Annotated in this window: 23 protein-coding genes and 1 other RNA gene; 20 read left to right on the forward strand and 4 right to left on the reverse strand. The window is 60.9% G+C overall.

Annotation, left to right across the window (positions count from 1 at the left end; all coding sequences use genetic code 11):
• Positions 1-14: 14 nt before the first annotated feature.
• Entirely contained in the window at positions 15-656 is a 642-nt protein-coding gene (locus tag AACW30_RS04960; protein WP_200624384.1) for an MBL fold metallo-hydrolase, read from the forward strand.
• A gap of 222 nt (positions 657-878) precedes the next feature.
• On the forward strand, positions 879-1,661 hold the full coding sequence (locus tag AACW30_RS04965) for an OmpA family protein (RefSeq protein ID WP_106579573.1): 783 nt from the start codon (positions 879-881) through the stop codon (positions 1,659-1,661).
• A 68-nt stretch (positions 1,662-1,729) separates the two neighbouring features.
• On the opposite strand, the gene AACW30_RS04970 is transcribed toward AACW30_RS04965, so the two are convergent.
• The 4 genes from AACW30_RS04970 to AACW30_RS04985 form a co-directional block, all read right to left on the reverse strand.
• Positions 1,730-2,311 (reverse strand): BON domain-containing protein, encoded by a 582-nt coding sequence (locus tag AACW30_RS04970; protein ID WP_106579572.1) that lies wholly within the window; start codon positions 2,309-2,311, stop codon positions 1,730-1,732.
• A complete protein-coding gene (locus AACW30_RS04975; RefSeq protein WP_003216190.1) occupies positions 2,308-2,901 on the reverse strand; it encodes a phosphoheptose isomerase in 594 nt (197 codons plus the stop codon). Before AACW30_RS04975 ends, AACW30_RS04970 begins: the two co-directional genes overlap by 4 nt.
• Before the next feature lie 92 nt (positions 2,902-2,993).
• Positions 2,994-3,365 (reverse strand): YraN family protein, encoded by a 372-nt coding sequence (locus tag AACW30_RS04980; RefSeq protein ID WP_106579571.1) that lies wholly within the window; start codon positions 3,363-3,365, stop codon positions 2,994-2,996.
• The gene (locus AACW30_RS04985) at positions 3,365-5,176 is read right to left on the reverse strand and encodes a penicillin-binding protein activator (RefSeq protein ID WP_106579570.1); all 1,812 of its coding nucleotides are present in this window, start codon (positions 5,174-5,176) and stop codon (positions 3,365-3,367) included. Before AACW30_RS04985 ends, AACW30_RS04980 begins: the two co-directional genes overlap by 1 nt.
• A 165-nt stretch (positions 5,177-5,341) precedes the next feature.
• Between AACW30_RS04985 and rsmI the strand changes: the two genes are divergently transcribed.
• The 18 genes from rsmI (at position 5,342) to lpxC (ending at position 24,861) form a co-directional block, all read left to right on the forward strand.
• Positions 5,342-6,247, forward strand: coding sequence for a 16S rRNA (cytidine(1402)-2'-O)-methyltransferase (rsmI, locus tag AACW30_RS04990; protein ID WP_200624385.1), 906 nt, complete (start codon positions 5,342-5,344; stop codon positions 6,245-6,247).
• A 96-nt stretch (positions 6,248-6,343) separates the two neighbouring features.
• Positions 6,344-6,697: RNase P RNA component class A (gene rnpB, locus AACW30_RS04995), an RNA gene on the forward strand.
• A 355-nt stretch (positions 6,698-7,052) separates the two neighbouring features.
• Positions 7,053-7,508: a division/cell wall cluster transcriptional repressor MraZ gene (mraZ, locus tag AACW30_RS05000; RefSeq protein ID WP_003171868.1), complete on the forward strand. Its 456-nt coding sequence runs from the start codon at positions 7,053-7,055 to the stop codon at positions 7,506-7,508.
• Entirely contained in the window at positions 7,505-8,452 is a 948-nt protein-coding gene (gene rsmH, locus AACW30_RS05005) for a 16S rRNA (cytosine(1402)-N(4))-methyltransferase RsmH (protein WP_012722289.1), read from the forward strand. Before mraZ ends, rsmH begins: the two co-directional genes overlap by 4 nt.
• Positions 8,449-8,742 (forward strand): cell division protein FtsL, encoded by a 294-nt coding sequence (gene ftsL / locus AACW30_RS05010; protein WP_016974244.1) that lies wholly within the window; start codon positions 8,449-8,451, stop codon positions 8,740-8,742. The genes rsmH and ftsL overlap by 4 nt, the downstream gene beginning before the upstream one ends.
• Entirely contained in the window at positions 8,742-10,484 is a 1,743-nt protein-coding gene (locus tag AACW30_RS05015; RefSeq protein ID WP_164487968.1) for a peptidoglycan D,D-transpeptidase FtsI family protein, read from the forward strand. Before ftsL ends, AACW30_RS05015 begins: the two co-directional genes overlap by 1 nt.
• Positions 10,484-11,947 (forward strand): UDP-N-acetylmuramoyl-L-alanyl-D-glutamate--2,6-diaminopimelate ligase, encoded by a 1,464-nt coding sequence (locus AACW30_RS05020; protein ID WP_169368247.1) that lies wholly within the window; start codon positions 10,484-10,486, stop codon positions 11,945-11,947. The genes AACW30_RS05015 and AACW30_RS05020 overlap by 1 nt, the downstream gene beginning before the upstream one ends.
• Positions 11,940-13,310 carry a UDP-N-acetylmuramoyl-tripeptide--D-alanyl-D-alanine ligase gene (locus AACW30_RS05025; RefSeq protein ID WP_200624386.1) on the forward strand — a complete coding sequence of 457 codons (1,371 nt, stop codon included), beginning with the start codon at positions 11,940-11,942 and terminating at the stop codon, positions 13,308-13,310. Before AACW30_RS05020 ends, AACW30_RS05025 begins: the two co-directional genes overlap by 8 nt.
• On the forward strand, positions 13,310-14,392 hold the full coding sequence (gene mraY, locus AACW30_RS05030) for a phospho-N-acetylmuramoyl-pentapeptide-transferase (RefSeq protein ID WP_003171875.1): 1,083 nt from the start codon (positions 13,310-13,312) through the stop codon (positions 14,390-14,392). Before AACW30_RS05025 ends, mraY begins: the two co-directional genes overlap by 1 nt.
• Positions 14,393-14,398: 6 nt before the next feature.
• Positions 14,399-15,745 carry a UDP-N-acetylmuramoyl-L-alanine--D-glutamate ligase gene (murD, locus tag AACW30_RS05035; RefSeq protein ID WP_200624387.1) on the forward strand — a complete coding sequence of 449 codons (1,347 nt, stop codon included), beginning with the start codon at positions 14,399-14,401 and terminating at the stop codon, positions 15,743-15,745.
• Positions 15,742-16,959: a putative lipid II flippase FtsW gene (gene ftsW / locus AACW30_RS05040; protein WP_106579565.1), complete on the forward strand. Its 1,218-nt coding sequence runs from the start codon at positions 15,742-15,744 to the stop codon at positions 16,957-16,959. Before murD ends, ftsW begins: the two co-directional genes overlap by 4 nt.
• Positions 16,949-18,019, forward strand: coding sequence for an undecaprenyldiphospho-muramoylpentapeptide beta-N-acetylglucosaminyltransferase (gene murG, locus AACW30_RS05045; protein WP_124416460.1), 1,071 nt, complete (start codon positions 16,949-16,951; stop codon positions 18,017-18,019). The genes ftsW and murG overlap by 11 nt, the downstream gene beginning before the upstream one ends.
• A complete protein-coding gene (gene murC / locus AACW30_RS05050) occupies positions 18,012-19,457 on the forward strand; it encodes a UDP-N-acetylmuramate--L-alanine ligase (RefSeq protein ID WP_106579563.1) in 1,446 nt (481 codons plus the stop codon). The genes murG and murC overlap by 8 nt, the downstream gene beginning before the upstream one ends.
• The gene (locus AACW30_RS05055; protein WP_200624388.1) at positions 19,454-20,410 is read left to right on the forward strand and encodes a D-alanine--D-alanine ligase; all 957 of its coding nucleotides are present in this window, start codon (positions 19,454-19,456) and stop codon (positions 20,408-20,410) included. The genes murC and AACW30_RS05055 overlap by 4 nt, the downstream gene beginning before the upstream one ends.
• A gap of 4 nt (positions 20,411-20,414) precedes the next feature.
• The gene (locus AACW30_RS05060; RefSeq protein WP_106579561.1) at positions 20,415-21,284 is read left to right on the forward strand and encodes a cell division protein FtsQ/DivIB; all 870 of its coding nucleotides are present in this window, start codon (positions 20,415-20,417) and stop codon (positions 21,282-21,284) included.
• Between the two features lie 15 nt (positions 21,285-21,299).
• The gene (gene ftsA, locus AACW30_RS05065) at positions 21,300-22,565 is read left to right on the forward strand and encodes a cell division protein FtsA (RefSeq protein ID WP_017138181.1); all 1,266 of its coding nucleotides are present in this window, start codon (positions 21,300-21,302) and stop codon (positions 22,563-22,565) included.
• A 66-nt stretch (positions 22,566-22,631) separates the two neighbouring features.
• Entirely contained in the window at positions 22,632-23,837 is a 1,206-nt protein-coding gene (gene ftsZ / locus AACW30_RS05070) for a cell division protein FtsZ (protein ID WP_017138180.1), read from the forward strand.
• Positions 23,838-23,949: 112 nt separating this feature from the next.
• Positions 23,950-24,861, forward strand: coding sequence for a UDP-3-O-acyl-N-acetylglucosamine deacetylase (gene lpxC, locus AACW30_RS05075; RefSeq protein ID WP_003216227.1), 912 nt, complete (start codon positions 23,950-23,952; stop codon positions 24,859-24,861).
• Positions 24,862-25,039 lie beyond the last annotated feature (178 nt).

Raw genomic sequence — 25,039 nt, forward strand, 5'->3', positions numbered from 1 at the left:
TCGAGTTCGCTCTGATGTCTCAGCTACCAGCCCTGATTCGCGAAACCTTCCCCGTCGGCCCGTTGCAGTGCAACTGCACCATCATCGGTGACCCGATCACCAAAAAAGCCATCGTGGTCGACCCCGGCGGCAATCACGAGCTGATCCTGGCTCGCCTGGAGGCGTTGGGCCTCAAGGTGGTGAGCATCATCCATACCCATGCGCACCTCGATCACTTCCTGGCTTCCGGCCAATTGAAAGAGAAAACCGGCGCCACTTTGCATCTGCACAAGGACGATAAATTCCTGTGGGATAACCTGGAAATGCAGTGCCAGATGTTTCGCGTGCCTTATACGCCGGTGCCGTCGCCGGATCGCTGGTTGGAAGATGATGAGGCGTTGGCCTGTGGTTGCGGCGTGGCCTTGCACACGCCAGGGCATACGCCAGGTTCGATGAGCTTCTGGTTTGCCGATGCCAAGTTGTTGATTGCCGGCGACACGTTGTTCAAGCGCGGCGTAGGGCGGACCGACCTGTGGGGCGGGGACCAGGCGACTATCGTGCGTTCGATCAAGCAGCGTTTGTACACCCTGGATGAGGGCGCGACGGTGGTTACCGGGCACGGGCCGGACGCCCGGTTGGGCGATGAGATGCGTGAGAATCCGTTTGTGCGGGCGTAGGGAATAACCAAGGGTGTGAGGCTGTTCTATACAAAGAATCGTCGTCGCAGCTCGCGTTCAGCCTGGGTCTGCTACGGTTTCCTTAGCGGTGATGCTGGCCAGCCTTTGTCACAGCAAGGGCGATGGCCACGGAATTTTTACCGTTTGTCGCGTTCAAAACCCGGCACAGGTCCATTGCCAATGTCCTTTGCACCACAGAATGCAAAAGTAGGAGCTCCCTTCATGTTTACTCCACGTCGTCTTCTTGTTGTTGCCACCGCCGTAGCCCTGTTGTCCGGCTGCGCCTCGCCCAATCCTTATGACGGCAGCCAGGGGCAGGCAAATGATGGTTCGCAAGGCGGTATCAGCAAAACCGCCAAGTATGGCGGCCTGGGTGCGCTGGCTGGCGCATTGGCCGGTGCAGCCATCGACCATAACAACCGTGGCAAGGGTGCACTGATCGGTGGTGCTATCGCCGGTATCGGCGCCGCCGGTTACGGCTACTACGCCGACCAACAGGAAAAGAAACTGCGTGAAAGCATGGCCAACACCGGTGTTGAAGTGCAGCGCCAGGGCGACCAGATCAAGTTGATCATGCCGGGTAACATTACCTTTGCCACCAACTCGGACGCGATTGCCAGCAGCTTCTATACGCCACTGAACAACCTGGCGAACTCGCTGAAGCAGTTCAACCAGAACACCATCCAGATTGTCGGCTACACCGACAGTACCGGCAGCCGCCAGTTGAACATGGACCTGTCCCAGCGTCGTGCGCAGAGCGTGGCCAACTACCTGACGTCGCAGGGCGTGAGCCCGACCAACCTGAGTGCGCGCGGTGCCGGCCCGGATAATCCGATTGCCAGCAACGCCGACGTGAATGGCCGTGCGCAAAACCGTCGCGTAGAGGTCAACCTCGGCCCGATCCCAGGTCAGCAATACGGCCAACCGGGTCAGCAGCAACAACAGCAACAGGCGCCACAGCAGAACAACCAGTTCCAGGGCAACCCGTACCAGCAGTACCAATAAACGCAGGCCACTAAAAAGGGCGTCGTGCAGTCAATGCACGGCGCCCTTTTTTGTGGCTGCGAATGACATCAGTCGATGTATTCGAACACTTTTACGATCTTCTGTACGCCGGACACACCCTGAACCAGGTTGGACGCGCGGGTGGCTTCCGCCTGGGTCAGCAGGCCCATCAGGTAAACGATGCCGTTATCGGTGACGACTTTGATGCGCGAGCCCGGCACGGCGCTGTCGGTAAGCATCTGCGCCTTGATTTTGGTGGTCAGCAACGCATCGTTACTGATGGCCAGCAGGGTAATAGGGTCCATGACCTGCAGTTCATTGTGGACCTTCTTGACCCGCTGAACCGACGAGGCGGCTTGTTCTGCCTGGGCCTTGAGCTCCGCACGCGGCGTCTGGCCGGCCAGCAGTACCACGCCGTTGAAGCTGGTCACCACAATGCGCGAGGCACCATTGCCCAAGTCTGTAGCGGCCTTGGCGACGTTGACCTTGACCTTGGTTTCGATGAGCGAGTCGTCGATTGTGCTGCCGAAAGTACGTGTGCCCCGGTCATCCTGAATCGGTGTGTCACGTGTCGCGGTGATTGCCGTGCTGCAGCCGCTGATGGCAAGGCACAGCGTAATGGCCAAAAGGCTGAGGCGGTTAACGGTCATTCTTCACTCCCGAACAGTTGGCTGTCGATCAGATCGCACAGGCAGTGGATCGCCAGCAGGTGGACTTCTTGAATGCGTGCAGTGACATTGGCCGGTACGCGGATTTCAACGTCCTCCGGCAACAGCAGCGAGGCCATGCCGCCGCCGTCACGACCGGTCAATGCTACGACAATCATTTCGCGATCATGTGCGGCCTGGATCGCTTGAATAATGTTCGCCGAGTTGCCGCTGGTGGAGATCGCCAGCAGCACGTCGCCGGGTTGGCCCAGGGCGCGAATCTGTTTGGAGAAGATTTCGTTGTAGCTGTAGTCGTTGGCGATCGAGGTGATCGTCGACGTGTCGGTGGTCAAGGCAATGGCCGGCAGGCTCGGGCGCTCGCGCTCGAAGCGGTTGAGCAGCTCGGAGGAAAAGTGCTGGGCATCACCGGCCGAACCGCCGTTGCCGCACGAAAGCATTTTGCCCTCGTTGAGCAAGGCATTGACCATGACCTGACTGGCTTGCTCGATGTGCGGTGCAAGTACGTCCATCGCCTGTTGCTTGGTGTCGATGCTGGCCTGGAAAAGCTGGCGAATTCGGGATTGCATGTCCATCTGTGTGACCTTAAGTAGCGCGGCTGTTTGGCACAGGAATGTGCAGCCCGCAAAGCAAAGAGCAAAAGTGTGTGGTGAAGATGTCCGGTGAATCAGCTGTCGAAGGCATCTTTAAGCCAATTCAGATCAGCGGGGCCAGACGGTGTGCTTTCTATGGCAACCACATCGAAACGGCAGGGGGAGTCAGCCCAGCGATGCTCTTTTTGCAGGAAAAACTGCGCGGCGAGTATCAGCTTCTGACGCTTGCGCCCGTCGATACTGGCGAGCGCGCCACCCCATTGTGCGTGTTTTCTGTAGCGGACTTCGACGAATACTACTGTATCGCCGTCAAGCATGACCAGATCAAGCTCACCGCGTTTACACAACCAGTTCTGCGCCAGAAGGCGCAGACCCTGTTGTTGCAGATATTGGAGGGCTTGAAGTTCGGCATCCTTGCCGCTTTGTGCGCTGGACCGCTCGGGCATCAGCGCGAGGTGTCCGGCAGGCGCTGGATGTCGCCACCAACGAATTTCGCCCACGGCATCTGGCGGTCGACACGCTGGTTGGCGCTGATGCCCAGGCTGCCCGAGAGGCCGTCGACGCGCGTATCCGGCAGCGCCTTGAGTTGACCCAGGCGCGGTGCCAGGCGGTAGGCGTCGGCGCCCATCGCGTACAGGCGGCCCAGGCTGCCATTGGCTTGTGGCCATTGCGCGGCAACCTGGTTGCGCAGCGGGTCGGTGGTGTTGAGCAGCCAAGGGGTTTCGCAGAACATGACGTTGGTCATGTCCAGGTACTGGTTTTTGTCGCCGCTGGCGCTGAACACATGGGACGTCGCATACACAGGCACGTCGCCGGCGTACTGGAAGTTCAGGGTCGGCTTGATCTGCTGGGCTAATTGCGGCGTCACAGCCAGGAAGATGAACTCGATGTCCTGGCGGCGCGACGGTTGCGCCGCTACGTCAGTGCCAACGGCGCTTTGCAGGCTCTTGGCGCGACCTTCGCTTTTGCGCAGCTGGAACAGGTCGGCAATCTGCTGGGCGAGGGCGACCGGCTGGTCAACGTACTCGACGCCGACGACGGTGCCGCCATTGGCTTCCCAATCCTGGCGGAAGGCTTTGTAGACACGCTCACCCCATTCGCCACGCGGCACCATGGCGGCGGCGCGGTGCAAGCCGTCGGCGCGGGCACGGCGCGAGACTTCGCGGGCTTCGTCTTCAGCGGCCAGGCCGAACTGGAACAGCTGTGGCGGGTTTTCATTCAATTCACTGTAGTTCAGCGCCAGCGTCGTGATCGGCAGTTGCGGGCGAGCTGCGAGTTGTTTGACCAGCGGTTTTTCCAGCGGGCCGACGACCAGTTGTACGCCGGCTGCCTGGGCCTTGGCATAGAAGTCGTCGAGGGAGGTCAGGCGCGAGCTGTCATAGAACTCGATGACCGGCGGTTTCTGCCCGGCTTGTTCGGCCTGGTAGTGAGCCGCCATGAAGCCTTCGCGCAGCGCCTTGCCGACCGCAGCCAGCGGACCGTCCTGCGGCAGTAGCAGGGCGATCTTGTTCAGCGGCTGGCTGGCCAGTTCCTTGAGCTTGGTCAGCGGCGTCGGCAGTTGCACTGCGGCCGGGTGCCCAGGGTTCTGCGCGCGCCAGGTGTCGATCGCGGCTTGTTGTTGCTCCAGGGTGCCGGCGCCTTTGACGGCTTTGGCCAGGCTGATCCAGCCATCAAGCGTCGGGTTACCGCTGGCTTGCAACTGGTCAGCCGGCAGCGCGGCAATCAGCGCCCAGATGGCTTCGTGGTTGCTGTTGGCAGCGTCGCCCGTCAGCAGCGCAGCCATGGCGACACGCTCTCGCGCGGCGGCCAGGGTCTGCCCATCGGCCTCATAGGCGCGGGCATGCACGGTGCCGGTACGGATCTGCTGATCGGTCGGCAGCTCCTTCAGGCTCTGCAGGCTGGGATGGTTCAGGGCTGCCAATGCAGCCTTGGGCTGATTGCGCGCCATGGCCAGTTCGGCGGCCAGGGTGCTGGCAAACACTTGCGCGGCCGGCTTCAGGACATCCAGGGGCACCTGCGCGAGAATCTGCGACGAACGCCCAGGGTTGTTCTGGTGGTAGGCCAGGTCAGCCGCACTCAGGCGCAGCATCGCGGCCTTTTCTGGCGTGTTGGCGGAGGTAGCCTGTTCGAGCAGTTGCTCGATACTGGCATCCGGGGTCCGGGGGAGGTCGCCAAGGCTGGACGAGGGCGAGCTGGCGCAGGCAGCCAATAAGGCAGCGAGGCAGAGGGCGGAGAGCAGCCGCAGGCAAGCGATCATGTAAGTGTTCCTGATACCGATCAAATTAGCGTGGAATTGTACCCAAGCACTGGCCCAGGCGCGATGTTACTGGCGTGAAACCGTCGATTTAGGTCGTGCAAATGCTGCCAACAGCCATCGAAGGCCGACCTTGAGGGCATATTATCGAGGCGCCTACGCGCTACAATGCGACTTTTCCCAACCATCGAGGTGTGCGTTTTGACTGCTCCAGGTCCTTTGAATTCCACTGCAGGCTCGCTTTTTGTCGTGGCGACGCCCATTGGCAACCTGGACGACATCAGTGCCCGGGCGCTGAAAGTGTTGCGCGACGTAAAATTGATCGCGGCGGAAGACACACGGCATTCCCAGCGGTTGATGCAGCATTTTGGTATCAGCACGCCCTTGGCCGCCTGCCACGAACATAACGAACGCGAAGAAGGCAGCCGTTTTATCACGCGCCTGCTGGCCGGCGACGATGTGGCGCTGATCTCCGATGCCGGTACGCCGCTGATTTCCGATCCCGGCTACCACTTGGTCCGCCAGGCGCGAGCCGCTGGTATCAATGTAGTGCCTGTTCCGGGAGCGTGCGCGCTGATTGCTGCATTATCGGCTGCCGGGTTGCCGTCGGATCGTTTTATTTTTGAGGGCTTCCTGCCGGCCAAGACCGTTGGGCGCCGCGCGCGGCTTCAGGCACTCAAGGAAGAACCGCGTACGTTGATCTTCTATGAAGCCCCGCACCGCATCCTTGAATGCCTGCAAGACATGGAGCTGGTGTTTGGCGGCGAGCGCCTTGCGCTGCTGGCGCGTGAGCTGACCAAGACGTTCGAAACCCTCAAGGGTCTGCCGTTGGAAGCGTTGCGTGCCTTCGTCGAAGGCGACAGCAATCAACAGCGTGGCGAGTGTGTGGTGCTGGTGGCCGGTTGGGCGGCGCCGGAGGATGAGGATGCTGTGGGCAGCGAGGCCGTGCGCATTCTCGATCTGCTGCTCAAGGAAATGCCCCTCAAGCGTGCTGCAGCGCTGGCCGCTGAAATTACCGGCGTGCGCAAGAATGTGCTGTATCAGGTCGCGCTGGATAAACAGAAAGCCGAATAGTTCCGGGGGCGAACCGGCATTCCGTCCGAACGTGATGGCATTGCTGCGCTTTTAATACTTGTCCTCAGCCCGCCGTGCCGTTAACCTGCGCGGCGGAGAGTCGATTGGACAGTCGCTGCCTTCTATGAAAATTAGGGGGGGGAGGAAAGTCCGGGCTCCATAGGGCGAAGTGCCAGGTAATGCCTGGGAGGCGTGAGCCTACGGAAAGTGCCACAGAAAATAACCGCCTAAGCACTTCGGTGCCGGTAAGGGTGAAAAGGTGCGGTAAGAGCGCACCGCACGACTGGCAACAGTTCGTGGCTAGGTAAACCCCACTTGGAGCAAGACCAAATAGGGTCCCAAGGCGTGGCCCGCGCTGGGACCGGGTAGGTTGCTAAAGATGTCCAGTGATGGCCATCGTAGACGAATGACTGTTCAAGACAGAACCCGGCTTACAGATCGACTCTCCACCTTTTTTCCTTCTGTCCGAATCTCGTGCAGAAACCCGGTAGTAACGCAAGAATCCCTCCCTGCCAAATCATTGGCAGATGCATCTTCGTAATACCAAAAAAATCTTACTCTTAATAAATTACTTTAACTTTAAGCCATAGCTCCATGAGCTATTTGCGGTTGTTGAGTCAAAAACATCGCCGAACTCGCGTTTCTCCTCCTTTTACACTCCTAAATCTCCGTTCTGTAAGGCTTTTCCTTGAATCCGCGCCTTGACGGTGTGGTGGGCGCATTCCTATAGTGTGCGCAAGTGGCGGAAAGTGGCACAAAGTGGGTTTTTTGAACGTAAAACGCTAAAATTTGGAGAAACGCATCTGTGTTTCGCGGAGCTAACGCTATCAGTCTCGATGCAAAAGGCCGTCTCGCCATGCCGAGCCGGTATCGTGACGAGCTCATTTCGCGAAGTTCTGGCCAGTTAATCATCACGATTGATGCCGTTGACCCTTGTTTGTGTGTTTACCCGCTCGATGAGTGGGAGTTGATCGAAACCAAGTTGCGCGCTCTGCCTTCATTGCGTGAAGAAAACCGCCGCCTGCAGCGTTTGCTGATTGGTAATGCCGTCGACCTCGAACTCGATGGCAGCGGTCGTTTCCTGGTGCCTCCGCGTCTGCGCGAGTACGCCAAGCTGGACAAGCGCGCAATGCTGGTCGGCCAACTGAACAAGTTCCAATTGTGGGACGAAGATGCCTGGGATGCTGTTTCTGCAGCTGACCTGGCTGCTATTCAACAACCGGGCGCCATGCCTGATGAACTGCGTGATTTGATCCTGTGACTATTGATAGCGGCTTTAACCACATCACCGTACTGCTTGACGAAGCCGTTGAGGCTCTCGCCGTACGCGCGGATGGCTGCTATCTGGATGGCACTTTCGGCCGGGGCGGGCACAGTCGGTTGATACTCAGCCAGCTCGGGTCCGACGGTAAGCTCCTCGGGTTCGACAAAGACCCTCAAGCGATTGCCACCGGGCAAGCGCTAGCGGCCGAAGACGGCCGCTTTGTCGTTGTGCAGCGTAGCTTTGCCGAGCTGGGTGCCGAAGTCGCCGAGCGCGGCATGGCAGGCAAGGTGGCCGGGGTTTTGCTCGATCTGGGCGTGTCTTCGCCGCAGCTCGATGACCCGGAGCGCGGCTTCAGTTTCATGAACGACGGCCCGCTCGACATGCGCATGGACCCCACCCGTGGTGTCAGTGCCGCGCAGTTCATCGCCACCGCGCCGGTGGAAGAAATTGCCCGCGTGTTCAAGGAATACGGTGAAGAACGCTTCGCCGGGCGCATGGCCCGCGCTGTGGTCGAACGCCGTGAAATCCAGCCGTTCGAACGCACCGCTGACCTGGCCGAAGTGCTCAAAGTCGCCAACCCTGCCTGGGAAAAGGGCAAGAACCCGGCGACCCGTGCGTTCCAGGGCCTGCGCATTCACGTCAACAACGAATTGGGCGATCTGGAAGCCGGTCTCGAAGCCGCGCTGGAAGCCTTGGAAGTGGGCGGTCGCCTGGTGGTGATTAGCTTCCACTCCCTGGAAGACCGCATCGTCAAACTGTTCATGCGTCGTCTGGTCAAGGGCGAGTCCGATAACCTGCCGCGCAACTTGCCGGTGCGTTTCGAAGCCTTTGTGCCGAAAATCAAAATCCATGGCAAAGCGCAGTTCGCTTCCGAAGCCGAACTCAAGGCCAACCCTCGTTCCCGTAGCGCCGTCATGCGCGTTGCGGAGAAGTTGCGGTGAGCAAGCTTTTCGCCAAGCCCCTTCCGGGCGGCAGCTTCTTTATGTTGCTGCTGTTTATCGGCGTGCTGGTGTCCGCAATTGCGGTGTCCTACAGCGCCCACTACAACCGTCAATTGCTCAATACCCTGTACGGGGAATTGAGCGTGCGTGATAAAGCGCAGGCGGAGTGGGGCCGGTTGATCCTCGAGCAAAGCACCTGGACCGCCCATAGCCGCATCGAAGTGCTGGCGACCGAGCAGTTGAAAATGCACATTCCGGGCGCGGCCGAAGTTCGGATGGTGGCGCCATGATGAAACTTGAAGGCGCACTCTACCCTTGGCGCTTCCGCCTGATGCTGGGTTTGCTGGCGTTGATGGTGGGCGCGATTGCCTGGCGGATTATCGACCTGCAAGTGGTTGACCGTGACTTCCTGATCGGTCAGGGCGACGCCCGGAGCCTGCGGCATATCCCGATTCCTGCACACCGCGGTCTGATCACCGACCGTAATGGCGAGCCTCTGGCCGTCAGTACTCCGGTAACCACGCTGTGGGCCAACGCCAAGGAATTGCAGGTCGCCAAGGACAAGTGGCCGGAACTGGCTGCCGCCCTGGGCCAGGACCCAAAAGCCTTGTCCGAGCGCCTGGAAGCCCAGGCCAATAAAGAATTCATCTACCTGGTTCGCGGGCTGACCCCTGAACAGGGCCAGCAGGTGCTCGACCTTAAAGTCCCCGGTGTCTATGGCATCGAGGAGTTTCGTCGTTTCTACCCGGCCGGTGAAACCACCGCGCACATGGTTGGCTTTACCGACATCGATGACCACGGCCGTGAAGGCGTGGAACTGGCCTACGACGAATGGCTGGCAGGGGTTCCCGGCAAACGGCAGGTCATCAAGGATCGACGCGGCAGACTGATCAAGGATGTCCAGGTCACCAAAAACGCCAAGGCCGGTAAGCCCTTGGCGTTGTCGATTGACCTGCGCCTGCAATACCTGGCCAACCGCGAGCTGCGCAACGCGATCATCGAGAACGGCGCCAAGGCCGGCAGCCTGGTGATCATGGACGTGAAGACCGGCGAGATCCTCGCCATGGTCAACCAGCCGACCTACAACCCGAACAACCGTCGCAACCTGCAACCGGCGATGATGCGTAACCGCGCAATGATCGACGTGTTCGAGCCGGGTTCGACCATGAAAGCCATCTCCATGAGTGCGGCCCTGGAAACCGGGCGCTGGAAGCCGAGCGACAAAGTCGAGGTTTACCCAGGCACCTTGCAGCTGGGCAAATACACCATTCGTGACGTGTCCCGCACTGAAGGTCCGGTGCTGGATTTGACAGGTATTCTGATCAACTCCAGTAACGTCGGCATGAGTAAAGTCGCCTTCGATATCGGCGGCGAAACCATCTATCACCTGGCGCAGAAAATCGGCCTGGGCCAACCCACCGGTCTGGACTTCCCAGGCGAGCGCGTGGGCAACCTGCCGAACTATCGCGACTGGAAAAAGGCCGAGACGGCCACGCTTTCCTATGGCTACGGCCTGTCGGTGACCGCGATCCAGCTGGCTCACGCTTTCTCTGTATTGGCCAACAATGGCCGCATGGTTCCACTGAGCCTGATCCATGTCGACGAAGCCCCGAAAGCCACCCAGGTGATCCCGGAAAACGTCGCCAAGACCATGCAAGGCATGCTGCAACAAGTGATCGAAGCACCGCGCGGCGTGTTCCGTGCCCAGGTGCCGGCGTATCACGTGGCAGGCAAGTCCGGTACCGCACGTAAAACGTCGGTCGGTACCAAAGGCTACGCCGAGAACTCGTACCGCTCGCTGTTCGCCGGCTTCGGCCCGATGAGCGATCCGCGTTACGCCATCGTTGTTGTGATCGATGAGCCAAGCAAGGCCGGCTACTTCGGTGGCCTGGTATCGGCGCCGGTGTTCAGCAAAGTGATGTCCGGCACCCTGCGCCTGATGAACATTACGCCGGACAACCTGCCGCCGACTCAACAAGCGAACGCCGGACCACCGGCCGCTGCTGCCAAAGCCAATGGAGGGCGCGGCTGATGTCTCTTAGCTTGAACAAGATTTTTGCCCACGCCGGACGCGATCTGCTGATTCGCGAGTTGAGCCTGGACAGCCGTAACGTACGCGCCGGTGACCTGTTCCTGGCCGTGCCTGGCGGCAAGTTCGATGGCCGTGCGCACATCGCCGATGCCCTGCAACGTGGCGCGGCAGCCGTGGCGTACGAAGTGGAAGGCGCCACCGTGCTGCCAATCACCGACGTGCCGTTGATTCCGGTCAAAGGCCTGGCTGCGCAGCTCTCGGACATCGCCGGGCGCTTTTATGGCGACCCAAGCCGTCAACTGAACCTGATCGGCGTGACCGGCACCAACGGCAAGACCAGCGTGACCCAATTGGTCGCCCAGGCGCTTGACCTGCTGGGGCAGCACTGCGGCATTGTCGGCACGCTCGGTACCGGTTTTTATGGCGCGCTGCAAAGCGGCCTGCACACCACGCCAAACCCGATTGCTGTGCAAGCGACCCTGGCCGACCTGAAAAAGGCCGGTGCCAAGGCGGTTGCCATGGAAGTCTCTTCACACGGTCTGGACCAGGGCCGTGTTACCGCTCTGGCTTTCGATGTGGCGGTGATGACCAACCTGTCCCGCGATCACCTCGACTACCACGGCACCATGGAGGCGTACGCCGCTGCCAAGGCCAAGCTGTTCGCCTGGAATGACCTGAAATGCCGAGTGGTGAATCTTGATGACGCTTTTGGCCGCCAGTTGGCAGCCGAGGACAGCGAATCGCGCCTGATCACCTACAGCCTGGAAGACTCCAGCGCGTACCTGTATTGCCGCGAAGCCCAATTCAATGACGAAGGCGTGCTCGCCACGTTGGTCACGCCGCAGGGCGAGCACCACTTGCGCAGCACCCTGCTCGGCCGTTTCAACCTGAGCAATGTGCTGGCTGCCATCGGTGCGTTGCTTGGCCTGGATTACGCACTGGATGAAATCCTGCGCGTGTTGCCCAAGCTCGAAGGCCCGGCCGGTCGCATGCAGCGTTTGGGCGGGGGTTCGCAACCGCTGGTAGTGGTCGATTACGCCCACACCCCGGACGCTTTGGAAAAAGTCCTCGAAGCCCTGCGCCCACACGCCAAGGGCAAGTTGCTGTGCCTGTTCGGCTGCGGCGGCGATCGTGACCGCGGCAAACGGCCGTTGATGGCCGAGATCGTCGAGCGTCTCGCCGATGGCGTGCTCGTCACCGACGACAACCCGCGCAGCGAAGACCCAAGCCAGATTTTCGACGATATCCGTGTCGGCTTTAAAGACGCGTCCAAGGCTACTTTCGTGGCCGGTCGCGGCGCCGCCATTGCCCAGTTGATCGCCAGCGCCAGTGCTGACGACGTGGTGGTGCTGGCCGGCAAAGGCCACGAGGACTATCAGGAAATCAACGGCGAGCGCCATGCCTTCTCCGATCTGGTCGAGGCCGATCATGCCTTGACCGCCTGGGAGGTCGCCCATGCTTAAAGCGATGACGTTCAGCGAACTGACCCAGGCCCTGTCGGCCCGCGTAGTGTCGAGCGATTGCAGCTTCGACGGCGTCAGTATCGACAGCCGGAACATCAAGCCCGGGCAATTGTTTGTCGCCTTGGCCGGCCCGCGTTTTGATGGTCACGACTACCTGAACGACGTCGCCGCCAAAGGTGCCGTGGGGGCGTTGGTGCAGCGTGAAGTGACCGATTCCACCTTGCCGCAATTGCGGGTTGCAGATACCCGTTTGGCCTTGGGCCAGTTGGGTGCATTGAACCGCGCCGCCTTCGATAAACCGGTTGCAGCCATCACCGGCTCCAGCGGCAAAACCACGGTCAAGGAACTGCTCGCCGGTGTCCTGCGTACGCGCGGGCCGGTGCTCGCCACCCGTGGCAACTTGAACAATGATTTCGGCGCGCCGCTGACCCTGCTCGAGCTGGCCCCGGAACACACGGCGGCAGTGATCGAGCTGGGCGCGTCGCGCATCGGCGAAATCGCCTACACCGTGGCGCTGACCAAGCCTCACGTGGCGATCATTAACAATGCCGGCACCGCCCACGTTGGCGAGTTCGGTGGCCCAGAGAAAATCGTCGAAGCCAAGGGCGAAATCCTTGAAGGCCTCGATGCATCCGGCACCGCAGTATTGAACCTCGACGACAAGGCCTTCGAAACCTGGCGTGTACGTGCCGCCGGTCGCAAGGTGCTGACGTTTGCCGTGGCCAATGCCGCCGCTGATTTTCACGCCTCCCACATCACCGTTGACGCCCGAGGCTGCCCGTCCTTCACCTTGCACACCCCGCAAGGCGACGAGCACGTGCAATTGAATCTGCTCGGCAACCACAACGTTGCCAACGCCTTGGCCGCCGCCGCCGCCGCGCATGCCCTGGGTGTGTCGCTGTTTGGTATCGCTACCGGCCTGGGCGCAGTGCAGCCGGTCAAGGGCCGCACCGTCGCGCAACTGGCGACTAACGGCATGCGCGTGATCGACGACACCTACAACGCCAACCCGTCCTCCATTAATGCTGCTGTTGACCTGCTGAAGGGCTTTGCCGGGCGCAAGGTTCTGGTGCTGGGTGATATCGGCGAATTGGGCGACTGGGCAGAGCAAGGCCACCGCGAAGTCGGCGCCTACGCCAGCGGGAAAGTCGACGCGCTCTATGCCGTCGGCCCGAACATGGCACACGCCGTCGACGCCTTCGGCCTCGGCGCGCGGCATTTCGCAACCCAGGCCGAGCTGATCCAGGCGCTGGGCGTGGCTGAACAAGACAAACACACAACCATTTTGATCAAGGGATCGCGCAGCGCGGTGATGGAAAACGTCGTCGCGGCCTTGTGTGGCTCAAGTACGGAGAAACATTAATGCTGCTGCTGCTGGCTGAGTATCTGCAACAGTTCCACAAAGGCTTCGCGGTCTTTCAGTACCTGACCCTGCGCGGGATTCTGGGTGTGCTGACCGCGCTGTCTCTGTCGCTGTTCCTGGGGCCGTGGATGATCCGCACCCTGCAGAACCTGCAAATTGGTCAATCGGTTCGCAATGACGGCCCGCAGTCGCACCTGTCCAAATCCGGCACCCCGACCATGGGCGGCGCGCTGATCCTCTCGTCCATCGGCATCAGCACCTTGCTCTGGGCCGACCTGCATAACCGCTACGTGTGGGTGGTGCTGTTGGTGACCTTGTTGTTCGGCGCCATCGGCTGGGTCGATGACTACCGCAAAGTGATCGAGAAAAACTCCAAGGGGCTGCCAAGCCGCTGGAAGTATTTCTGGCAGTCGGTATTCGGCCTTGCCGCCGCGATCTTCCTTTACACCACTGCACCAAGCGCAGTTGAAACCACCCTGATCATTCCGATGCTCAAGGACGCCAGCATTCCACTGGGCATCGGCTTCGTGGTGCTGACCTACTTCGTGATCGTCGGCTCCAGCAACGCGGTCAACCTGACCGACGGCCTCGACGGCCTGGCGATCATGCCGACGGTGATGGTCGGCGGCGCGCTCGGCATCTTCTGCTACCTGTCGGGTAACGTGAAATTCGCTGAATACCTGCTGATCCCGTACGTACCGGGCGCGGGTGAACTGATTGTGTTCTGCGGCGCGCTGATCGGCGCCGGCCTGGGTTTCCTGTGGTTCAACACCTACCCGGCACAAGTCTTCATGGGCGACGTCGGCGCACTGGCGCTGGGCGCAGCCTTGGGCACCATCGCGGTGATCGTTCGCCAGGAAATCGTGTTGTTCATCATGGGCGGTGTGTTCGTGATGGAAACCCTGTCGGTGGTCATCCAGGTGGCTTCCTTCAAATTGACCGGGCGCCGCGTGTTCCGCATGGCGCCGATTCACCACCACTTTGAACTCAAGGGCTGGCCCGAGCCACGCGTGATTGTCCGTTTCTGGATCATCACCGTGATTCTGGTACTGGTCGGCCTTGCCACCCTGAAACTGAGGTAGAAACGAGTGTCCCTGATCGCTTCAGACCACTTCCGCATCATTGTCGGCCTCGGCAAGAGCGGCATGTCCCTGGTTCGCTTCCTGGCGAACCGGGGCACGTCGTTTGCCGTCGCCGATACGCGGGAAAATCCACCGGAGCTGGTCACGCTGCGCCGTGACTACCCGCACGTGGAAGTGCGTTGTGGCGAGTTGGATGTCGAGTTTCTGTGCCGCGCCGATGAGCTCTACGTGAGCCCCGGCCTGGCCCTGGCGACACCGGCTTTGCAAGCCGCTGCCGCACGTGGCGTGAAGCTCTCCGGCGATATCGACCTGTTCGCGCGCAACGCGAAAGCGCCGATTGTGGCCATCAGTGGTTCCAACGCGAAAAGCACCGTGACCACCCTGGTCGGCGAGATGGCGGTTGCGGCCGGCAAACGCGTGGCCGTGGGCGGTAACCTCGGCACGCCGGCGTTGGACCTGCTCAGCGACGACGTCGAGCTGTACGTGATGGAACTGTCGAGCTTCCAGCTCGAAACCACTCACGACCTGGGCGCCGAAGTCGCCACCGTGTTGAATGTGAGTGAAGACCACATGGACCGCTACAGCGGCCTGCCGGCCTATCACCTGGCCAAGCACCGGATCTTCCGCGGTGCCCGGCAAGTGGTGGTCAACCGCCAGGACGCCCTGAGCCGTCCGCTGATGGGCGAGGGCCTGCCGTGCTGGACCTTCGGCCTCGGCAAACCGGACTTCAAAGCCTTCGGCATCCGCGAAGAGAACGGCGAGAAATACCTGGCCTTCGAATTCCAGAACCTGATGCCGGTGCGCGAGCTGAAAATTCGTGGCGCGCATAACCAGTCCAATGCCCTGGCGGCGCTGGCACTCGGTCACGCTGTTGGCCTGCCGTTCGACGCCATGCTCGCAAGCCTGCGCACATTCGCCGGGCTTGAGCACCGTTGCCAGTGGGTGCGCGACCTCAACGGCGTCAGCTATTACAACGATTCCAAGGCCACCAACGTCGGTGCTGCCCTGGCTGCCATCGAAGGCCTTGGCGCCGATATCGAAGGCAAGCTGGTGCTGATCGCCGGTGGCGATGGCAAAGGCGCCGACTTCAAGGACCTTAAAGGCCCGGTGGCTGCCCATTGTCGCGCCGTGGTGCTGATGGGCCGTGATGCTGACTTGATCGCCGCTGCCCTCGGTGACGCCGTGCCGCAAGTGCGCGCGACGTCCCTGGACGACGCCATCGCTCAGTGCAAAGCCCTGGCCCAGCCGGGTGATGCCGTGCTGCTGTCGCCAGCGTGCGCCAGTTTCGACATGTTCAAGAACTACGAAGAGCGCGGTCAGCTGTTCGCTCGCGCCGTGGAGGCCTTGGCATGAATTTCAGAAATATCATCAAACCGTACCCGTCGCCGATCATTACCGGCCGTGGCGTCGACCTTGATTTCCCGATGCTCGCCGGTTGCCTGGCGCTGCTGGGCCTGGGCCTGGTGATGATCACCTCGGCGTCCTCCGAAGTGGCCGCCGTGCAGTCGGGCAACACCCTGTACATGATGATCCGCCACTTGGTGTATCTGGTGATCGGCCTTGGCGCGTGCATCGTCACCATGATGATCCCGATCGCCACCTGGCAGCGCCTGGGCTGGATGATGCTGATCGGTGCGTTCGGCCTGTTGATCATGGTGATCCTGCCCGGCATCGGCCGCGAGGTGAACGGTTCGATGCGCTGGATCGGCTTCGGTGCGTTCAACGTGCAGCCGTCGGAAATCGCCAAGGTGTTCGTGGTGATCTACCTGGCCGGTTACCTGGTACGCCGTCAGAAGGAAGTGCGCGAAAGCTGGATGGGCTTCTTCAAGCCATTCATCGTGCTGCTCCCAATGGCCGGCCTGTTGCTGATGGAGCCCGACTTCGGTGCCACCGTCGTGATGATGGGCGCGGCCGCCGCAATGCTGTTCCTCGGTGGCGTCGGTCTGTTCCGCTTCACCTTGATGGTGGTGCTGGCCGTGGCCGCCGTGACGGTGCTGGTGCAGGCGCAGCCTTATCGGATGGCCCGTCTGATTACCTTTACCGACCCGTGGTCCGATCAGTTCGGTTCCGGCTACCAGCTGACCCAGGCGCTGATCGCCTTTGGTCGCGGCGAGTGGCTGGGTGTGGGCCTGGGCAACAGCGTGCAGAAGCAGTTCTACCTGCCCGAAGCGCACACCGACTTCGTGTTCTCGGTACTCGCCGAAGAGCTCGGCGTGGTGGGTTCGCTGTGCACCGTCGCGCTGTTCGTGTTCGTGTGTGTACGCGGCATGTACATCGGCTTGTGGGCCGAGAAGGCCAAACAGTATTTCGCCGCCTATGTGGCGTACGGCTTGTCGTTCCTGTGGATCGGCCAGTTCCTGATCAACATCGGCGTGAACGTCGGCTTGTTGCCGACCAAGGGCCTGACCTTGCCGTTCCTCAGTTACGGCGGCAGTTCGTTGGTGATTTGCTGCGCGTGCCTGGGGTTATTGTTGCGCATCGAGTGGGAGAGTCGAACCCACCTGGGCAGCGAAGAGATGGAATTCAGCGAAAGCGATTTTGCCGAGGAGCCGAACCATGGGCGCTAACGTGCTGATCATGGCGGGCGGCACCGGGGGCCACGTGTTCCCGGCCCTGGCGTGCGCGCGTGAATTCCAGAACCGCGGCTACACCGTGCATTGGCTCGGCACGCCGCGCGGCATCGAAAATGAATTGGTGCCCAATGCCGGCTTGCCGCTGCATTTGATCAACGTCACCGGCTTGCGTGGCAAGGGCAAGTTGTCCCTGCTCAAGGCGCCGTTCGTGTTGCTGAAGGCGGTGTGGCAGGCGCGCAAAGTCATGCGTGCAGTGAAGCCGGTATGCGTGCTGGGGTTTGGCGGTTATGTGACTGGCCCTGGCGGTGTTGCCGCCAAGCTGGCTGGCGTGCCGGTGATCGTGCACGAGCAGAACGCCGTCGCCGGTACCGCGAACCGCCTGCTGGTGCCGTTGGCCTCGCGCGTGTGTGAAGCGTTCCCGAACACCTTTGCGACCTCGGACAAGTTGCGCACCACCGGCAACCCGGTGCGCACCGAACTGTTCATGGCCATTGCCCGTGAGGCGCTGGCGGGGCGCAAGGCGCATCTGCTGATCCTCGGCGGAAGCCTGGGTGCCGAGCCGCTGAACAAATTGCTGCCCGAAGCGCTGGCTCAACTCCCCGTGGAGTTGCGCCCGGAGATCTTCCATCAGGCCGGCAAGAATCACGATGAAATCACCGCTGCCCGCTATCGCGAGGCCGGTGTCGAGGCGAATGTGCAGCCCTTCATCAAAGACATGGCCCACGCCTATGGCTGGGCCGACCTGGTGGTCTGTCGCGCTGGTGCGCTGACCGTCAGTGAACTGGCCGCCGCCGGTCTGCCGTCCTTGCTGGTGCCTTTGCCCCACGCGATTGACGATCACCAGACCCGCAACGCCGAATATTTGGCCGGGGAGGGCGCTGCCTTCCTGCTGCCGCAAAGAACGACTGGCGCCGCCGATTTGGCCGCACGCCTGACCGAGGTTTTGATGCAACCGGAACGACTCAACAGCATGGCGAGCACCGCAAGCCGCCTGGCCAAACCTGACGCAACCCGCACCGTGGTCGACATCTGCCTGGAGGTGGCCCATGGTTGAGAATCAGAAAGCCATGCCACAACCCGAGATGCGCCGCATCCGTCGCATCCACTTCGTCGGCATCGGCGGCGTGGGCATGTGCGGGATTGCCGAAGTGCTGCTGAACCTGGGCTACCAGGTGTCCGGCTCTGACTTGAAAGAGTCGCCGGTCACGGATCGCCTGAAGTCGTTCGGTGCGCAGATCTTTATCGGCCACCGCGCCGAAAACGCCGCCGAGGCTGATGTGCTGGTGGTTTCCAGCGCCGTGAACACCTCCAACCCGGAAGTGGCCACCGCCCTTGAGCGCCGTATTCCGGTGGTGCCGCGCGCCGAAATGCTCGCCGAGCTGATGCGCTATCGCCACGGTATTGCCGTTGCCGGTACGCACGGCAAAACCACCACCACCAGCCTGATCGCTTCGGTGTTCGCGGCCGGTGGCCTGGACCCGACGTTCGTGATCGGTGGCCGTCTGAATGCAGCTGGCACCAATGCCCAGCTCGGCACCAGCCGCTACCTGATCGCCGAAGCCGATGAAAGCGACGCGAGCTTCCTGCACCTGCAGCCGCTGGTCGCGGTGGTTACCAACATCGACGAAGACCACATGGCAACCTACGACGGTGACTTCAACAAGTTGAAGAAAACCTTCGTCGAGTTCCTGCACAACCTGCCGTTCTACGGTCTGGCTGTTGTATGCCTGGACGATCCGGTGGTGCGTGAAATCCTGCCGCAGGTCAAGCGTCCGACCGTGACCTACGGCTTCAGCGAAGACGCTGACGTGCGCGCGATCAATGTGCGCCAGGAAGGCATGCAAACCTTCTTCACCGTGCTGCGCCCTGACCGCGAGCCGCTGGATGTGTCGGTGAACATGCCGGGCAACCACAACGTGCTCAACTCCCTGGCGACCATCTGCATCGCCTCCGACGAGGGCGTCAGCGATGAAGCCATCGTTGAAGGCCTGTCGCGTTTTGCCGGTGTTGGCCGTCGCTTCCAGGTCTACGGCCAACTGCCGGTAGACGGCGGCGACGTGATGCTGGTCGACGACTACGGTCACCACCCGACCGAAGTGGCCGCCGTGATCAAAGCCGTGCGCGGTGGCTGGCCGGAGCGCCGCCTGGTGATGGTTTACCAGCCGCACCGCTACAGCCGTACCCGCGATCTGTACGACGATTTTGTCAATGTATTGGCCGATGCCAACGTGCTGCTGCTGATGGAAGTCTACCCGGCCGGTGAAGAGCCGATCCCGGGCGCCGACAGCCGCAAGCTGTGCAACAGCATCCGCCAGCGTGGCCAGTTGGACCCGATCTACATCGAGCGCGGTGTGGACCTGGCGCCGATCGTCAAGCCACTGCTGCGCGCCGGCGACATCCTGCTGTGCCAGGGCGCCGGCGACATCGGTGGCCTTGCGCCTAAATTGCTTGCGAGCCCATTGTTCGCCGTGGCGCAGGGGAAGTCGAAATGACCACGAACTACGACGCCCTGTTTTCCACGATCACGCCTGCCGACTTCGGCCGCGTAGCCGTGCTGTTCGGCGGCAAGAGCGCTGAACGTGAGGTCTCGCTCAAGTCCGGTAATGCCGTGCTTGAGGCACTGCAAAGCGCCGGCGTGAATGCGTTCGGTATCGACGTGGGCGATGACTTCCTTGCCCGCCTGCAGGCCGAAAAGATCGACCGTGCCTTTATCATCCTGCACGGCCGTGGCGGTGAAGACGGCAGCATGCAAGGCTTGCTTGAGTGCGCCGGCATCCCTTACACCGGCAGCGGCATTCTTGCCTCGGCACTGGCGATGGACAAGTTGCGCACCAAGCAGGTGTGGCACAGCCTGGGTATTCCAACCCCACGCCACAGGGTGCTGTGCAGCGAAGACGATTGTATTTCTGCAGCCAAGGAACTGGGCCTGCCTTTGATCGTCAAACCAGCCCATGAAGGCTCCAGTATCGGCATGGCCAAAGTGAACTCGGCCGCCGAATTGATCGACGCATGGAAAGCGGCAAGTACCTACGATTCGCAAGTGTTGGTGGAACAGTGGATTTCCGGTCCCGAGTACACCATCGCCACCCTGCGTGGCCAGGTATTGCCGCCTATCGCATTGGGCACGCCCCACACCTTTTACGATTACGACGCCAAGTACCTGGCTTCCGATACTCAGTACCGGATCCCGTGTGGCCTTGACGCAACCAAGGAACAAGAATTGATGGACCTCACGGCGAAAGCCTGTGAGGCGCTGGGTATCGCCGGTTGGGCGCGGGCAGACGTGATGCAGGATGACCAAGGGGATTTCTGGTTCCTTGAAGTCAACACTGCGCCGGGTATGACCGATCACAGCCTGGTACCTATGGCAGCCCGTGCAGCCGGTCTGGATTTCCAGCAGTTGGTGCTGGCGATCCTCGCTGACAGCATTGAGCCAAGAGGCTAAACACATGAACGGCGCATCGCTTCGTCATCAGCCCCCACCAGCACCCGGCCGCAAGCCGGTGCCACGGGGTGCCAGCCGGATGGTGGCTAAAGAGCCGATGTCGGCGCGCCTGCCGAAAGCCAACTTTGGTTTCCTCAAGGCGCTGTTCTGGCCGGTGCTGCTGGTGGCGTTGGGCTTTGGCACTTACGAAGGTGCGCAGCGCCTGTTGCCGTATGCCGATCGGCCGATCACCAAGATCAGTGTGCAGGGCGACTTGAGCTACATCAGCCAGCAAGCGGTACAGCAGCGCATCGGCCCGTACCTGGCGGCGAGCTTCTTTACCATCGACCTGGCCGGTATGCGCTCGGAGCTGGAGCAGATGCCATGGATCGCCCATGCCGAAGTCCGCCGCGTGTGGCCGGACCAGGTGACGATCCGCCTGGAAGAACAACTGCCCGTGGCCCGTTGGGGCGATGAAGCGCTGTTGAACAACCAGGGCCAGGCGTTCACCCCGCGTGAGCTGGCCAACTATGAGCACCTGCCGCAGCTGTTCGGGCCGCAGCGGGCGCAGCAGCAAGTGATGCAGCAGTATCAGGCCTTGAGCCAGATGCTGCGGCCACTGGGCTTCTCCATCGCACGCCTGGAATTGCGTGAACGGGGCAGCTGGTTTTTGACCACCGGGGCAGGCAGTTCCGGCCCGGGCATCGAGTTGTTGCTGGGACGCGACCGCTTGGTGGAAAAGATGCGCCGCTTTATTGCCATCTATGACAAGACCTTGAAAGAACAGATTACGAACATTGCGAGCGTCGACCTGCGTTACGCCAACGGCCTGGCCGTCGGCTGGCGTGAACCAGCTGCGCCGACGACAGCCAAACCCGCTGTCGCGAAGAATTAAGAAGAGGCAGGACCCATGGCAAACGTGCAAAGCGGCAAAATGATCGTCGGTCTCGATATCGGCACCTCCAAGGTGGTGGCGCTGGTCGGCGAGGTCGGGGAAGACGGTGTTATCGAAATCGTCGGTATCGGCACGCATCCGTCCCGGGGCCTGAAGAAGGGCGTGGTGGTGAACATCGAGTCCACCGTGCAATCGATCCAGCGCGCGATCGAAGAAGCGCAGCTGATGGCCGGCTGCCGGATTCACTCGGCGTTCGTCGGCGTGGCCGGCAACCATATCCGCAGCCTGAATTCCCACGGCATCGTGGCAATCCGCGACCGTGAAGTCAGCTCGGCGGACCTTGAGCGTGTACTCGACGCGGCCCAGGCCGTGGCGATCCCGGCTGACCAGCGCGTGCTGCACACCCTGCCGCAGGACTACGTGATCGACAACCAGGAAGGCGTTCGCGAGCCGCTGGGCATGTCGGGCGTACGTCTGGAAGCCAAGGTTCACGTAGTGACCTGCGCCGTCAATGCTGCACAGAACATTGAAAAATGCGTGCGCCGCTGCGGTCTGGAAATCGACGACATCATTCTCGAGCAGCTTGCTTCGGCGTATTCGGTACTGACCGACGACGAAAAAGAGCTGGGCGTGTGCCTGGTGGACATCGGCGGCGGCACCACCGACATCGCGATCTTCACCGAGGGTGCGATCCGTCACACCGCCGTGATCCCGATTGCCGGCGACCAGGTCACCAACGACATCGCCATGGCGCTGCGTACACCGACCCAGTACGCCGAAGAAATCAAGATTCGCTACGCCTGCGCCCTGGCCAAACTGGCCGGTGCCGGTGAAACCATCAAGGTGCCCAGTGTCGGCGACCGCCCACCGCGTGAGCTGTCGCGCCAGGCCCTGGCCGAAGTGGTCGAGCCGCGCTACGACGAGCTGTTCACCCTGATCCAGGCTGAGCTGCGCCGCAGCGGTTACGAAGATTTGATCCCGGCCGGCATTGTGCTGACCGGTGGCACCTCGAAGATGGAAGGCGCGGTCGAACTGGCCGAGGAAATCTTCCACATGCCTGTCCGTCTGGGCGTGCCCCATGGCGTCAAAGGCCTGGGCGACGTAGTGCGCAACCCGATTTATTCCACCGGTGTGGGCTTGCTGTTGTACGGGCTGCAAAAGCAGACCGACGGCATTTCCCTGTCGGGCCCGAGCATTCGTGACAGCTACCGCGGTGGCGACGACGAAGCCAAAGCGCCGTTGTTCGAGCGCCTGCAGGCTTGGGTGAAAGGCAATTTCTAAAGATTTACCGCAACACCGTAATAAGCAGTAGGCGAAAAAACTAGAGAAAACGAAAGGAGAGGGAACATGTTCGAACTCGTAGACAACATCCCCGCAAGCCCGGTTATCAAAGTAATCGGTGTCGGCGGTGGCGGCGGCAACGCTGTCAACCACATGGTCAAGAGCAACATTGAAGGCGTTGAATTCATCTGCGCCAACACTGATGCCCAGGCGCTGAAAAGCATCGGCGCGCGGACCATCCTGCAATTGGGCACAGCCGTGACCAAGGGCCTCGGCGCTGGCGCCAACCCGGAAGTCGGCCGTCAAGCCGCGCTGGAAGACCGCGAGCGTATTGCTGAAGTGCTGCAAGGCACCAACATGGTGTTCATCACCACCGGCATGGGCGGCGGTACCGGTACCGGTGCGGCCCCGATCATTGCCGAAGTGGCCAAGGAAATGGGCATCCTGACCGTTGCTGTCGTAACGCGTCCGTTCCCGTTCGAAGGTCGCAAGCGCATGCAGATCGCCGACGAAGGTATCCGTCTGCTGTCTGAAAGTGTTGACTCGTTGATCACCATTCCCAACGAGAAACTGCTGACCATCCTGGGCAAGGACGCAAGCCTGCTGTCCGCATTTGCCAAGGCTGACGATGTACTGGCCGGTGCCGTTCGCGGTATCTCCGACATCATCAAGCGCCCAGGCATGATCAACGTCGACTTTGCCGACGTACGTACCGTGATGAGCGAAATGGGCATGGCGATGATGGGCACTGGCTGCGCCAGCGGTCCGAACCGTGCACGTGAAGCCACTGAAGCGGCGATCCGCAACCCATTGCTTGAAGACGTGAACCTGCAAGGCGCACGCGGCATCCTGGTGAACATCACCGCCGGTCCTGACCTGTCCCTGGGTGAGTACTCCGACGTGGGTAGCATCATCGAAGCCTTCGCTTCCGAGCACGCGATGGTCAAAGTCGGTACCGTTATCGATCCGGACATGCGTGATGAACTGCACGTGACCGTGGTTGCTACCGGCCTGGGCGCAAAAATCGAGAAGCCTGTAAAGGTCATCGACAATACCGTTCACACCGGCCACAACAGTCACGCCAGCCAGCAAGCTGCCGCTCCAGCGCCTGCGCGCCAGGAACTGCCGTCGGTGAACTACCGTGATCTGGACCGTCCGACCGTGATGCGCAACCAGGCTCAGGCCGGTGCTGCGGCGTCCCGTAGCCCGAATCCGCAAGATGATCTGGACTACCTGGACATCCCGGCATTCCTGCGTCGTCAGGCCGATTAATGGAATGTATCAGGGCTATGAAGGTGATTGGTGTTCAGCAAAGGTCTGGTCTGTTATTATCGCCAGCCTTTGTTGATACCAGTTCGCAATTTGCGCTGAAGCGGTCCAAGCCATGATTAAACAACGCACCCTGAAGAATATTATCCGTGCCACAGGTGTAGGTCTGCACTCCGGGGAGAAGGTATACCTGACCCTCAAGCCCGCACCTGTCGACACCGGCATCGTGTTTGTTCGTGCCGACCTGGACCCTGTGGTGCAGATTCCTGCTCGCGCGGAAAACGTTGGCGAAACCACTATGTCGACCACTCTGGTCAACGGTGACGTCAAAGTGGACACGGTGGAGCACTTGCTCTCGGCCATGGCTGGCCTGGGCATCGATAACGCCTACGTCGAGCTCTCCGCGTCCGAAGTCCCTATCATGGATGGCAGCGCTGGACCCTTCGTATTCTTGATTCAATCTGCCGGCCTGGAAGAACAGGACGCAGCCAAGAAGTTCATTCGCATTCTGCGGGAAGTGACAGTAGAAGACGGCGACAAGCGCGCCACCTTCGTCCCGTTCGAAGGCTTTAAAGTGAGCTTTGAGATCGATTTCGATCACCCGGTATTCCGTGACCGCACACAAAGTGCAAGCGTGGATTTTTCCAGCACTTCGTTCGTAAAAGAAGTCAGCCGCGCCCGTACCTTTGGTTTCATGAGTGACATCGAGTACCTGCGCAAGCACAACCTCGCACTCGGCGGCAGCGTTGAAAACGCCATCGTGGTCGACGCGGATGGTGTACTGAACGAAGACGGCCTTCGCTATGAAGACGAATTCGTGAAGCACAAGATCCTCGATGCAATCGGTGACCTCTACCTGCTGGGCAATAGCCTCATAGGCGAGTTCAAAGGCTTCAAGTCGGGCCACGCCCTTAACAACCAGCTGCTGCGCAAGTTGATTGCACAGACGGATGCTTGGGAAGTCGTGACCTTCGAAGATGCCAGCACCGCACCGATCTCTTACATGCGTCCCGTTGCGGCGGTGTAAGTAACAACTCTCTTCTTTAGTTTTGAAAGGCCACCCTCGGGTGGCCTTTTTTTATGCTTAAAAAATAGCAAGTTGCGCGGTAATGACATTGTCGTGAAACGTGCTGCAACTTTCGACGGTGTTTTTGTAGGAACTGATACTTTTTCGTGTACCACACAGTCTTCGTGAGGCCGTTGAA

The sequence above is a fragment of the Pseudomonas sp. MF6747 genome, from assembly GCF_963890955.1.
Taxonomy (GTDB): Bacteria; Pseudomonadota; Gammaproteobacteria; order Pseudomonadales; family Pseudomonadaceae; genus Aquipseudomonas.

What these genes read in the sequence shown, in the direction of transcription:
- AACW30_RS04960 (WP_200624384.1), top strand. Translation starts at nt 15, where the DNA reads ATGTCTCAGCTACCAGCCCTGATTCGCGAAACCTTCCCCGTCGGCCCG.
- AACW30_RS04965 (WP_106579573.1), top strand. Translation starts at nt 879, where the DNA reads ATGTTTACTCCACGTCGTCTTCTTGTTGTTGCCACCGCCGTAGCCCTG.
- AACW30_RS04970 (WP_106579572.1), bottom strand. Translation starts at nt 2,311, where the DNA reads ATGACCGTTAACCGCCTCAGCCTTTTGGCCATTACGCTGTGCCTTGCC.
- AACW30_RS04975 (WP_003216190.1), bottom strand. Translation starts at nt 2,901, where the DNA reads ATGGACATGCAATCCCGAATTCGCCAGCTTTTCCAGGCCAGCATCGAC.
- AACW30_RS04980 (WP_106579571.1), bottom strand. Translation starts at nt 3,365, where the DNA reads ATGCCCGAGCGGTCCAGCGCACAAAGCGGCAAGGATGCCGAACTTCAA.
- AACW30_RS04985 (WP_106579570.1), bottom strand. Translation starts at nt 5,176, where the DNA reads ATGATCGCTTGCCTGCGGCTGCTCTCCGCCCTCTGCCTCGCTGCCTTA.
- rsmI (WP_200624385.1), top strand. Translation starts at nt 5,342, where the DNA reads ATGCGACTTTTCCCAACCATCGAGGTGTGCGTTTTGACTGCTCCAGGT.
- AACW30_RS05015 (WP_164487968.1), top strand. Translation starts at nt 8,742, where the DNA reads ATGAAACTTGAAGGCGCACTCTACCCTTGGCGCTTCCGCCTGATGCTG.
- AACW30_RS05020 (WP_169368247.1), top strand. Translation starts at nt 10,484, where the DNA reads ATGTCTCTTAGCTTGAACAAGATTTTTGCCCACGCCGGACGCGATCTG.
- AACW30_RS05025 (WP_200624386.1), top strand. Translation starts at nt 11,940, where the DNA reads ATGCTTAAAGCGATGACGTTCAGCGAACTGACCCAGGCCCTGTCGGCC.
- mraY (WP_003171875.1), top strand. Translation starts at nt 13,310, where the DNA reads ATGCTGCTGCTGCTGGCTGAGTATCTGCAACAGTTCCACAAAGGCTTC.
- ftsW (WP_106579565.1), top strand. Translation starts at nt 15,742, where the DNA reads ATGAATTTCAGAAATATCATCAAACCGTACCCGTCGCCGATCATTACC.
- murG (WP_124416460.1), top strand. Translation starts at nt 16,949, where the DNA reads ATGGGCGCTAACGTGCTGATCATGGCGGGCGGCACCGGGGGCCACGTG.
- murC (WP_106579563.1), top strand. Translation starts at nt 18,012, where the DNA reads ATGGTTGAGAATCAGAAAGCCATGCCACAACCCGAGATGCGCCGCATC.
- AACW30_RS05055 (WP_200624388.1), top strand. Translation starts at nt 19,454, where the DNA reads ATGACCACGAACTACGACGCCCTGTTTTCCACGATCACGCCTGCCGAC.
- AACW30_RS05060 (WP_106579561.1), top strand. Translation starts at nt 20,415, where the DNA reads ATGAACGGCGCATCGCTTCGTCATCAGCCCCCACCAGCACCCGGCCGC.
- ftsA (WP_017138181.1), top strand. Translation starts at nt 21,300, where the DNA reads ATGGCAAACGTGCAAAGCGGCAAAATGATCGTCGGTCTCGATATCGGC.
- ftsZ (WP_017138180.1), top strand. Translation starts at nt 22,632, where the DNA reads ATGTTCGAACTCGTAGACAACATCCCCGCAAGCCCGGTTATCAAAGTA.
- lpxC (WP_003216227.1), top strand. Translation starts at nt 23,950, where the DNA reads ATGATTAAACAACGCACCCTGAAGAATATTATCCGTGCCACAGGTGTA.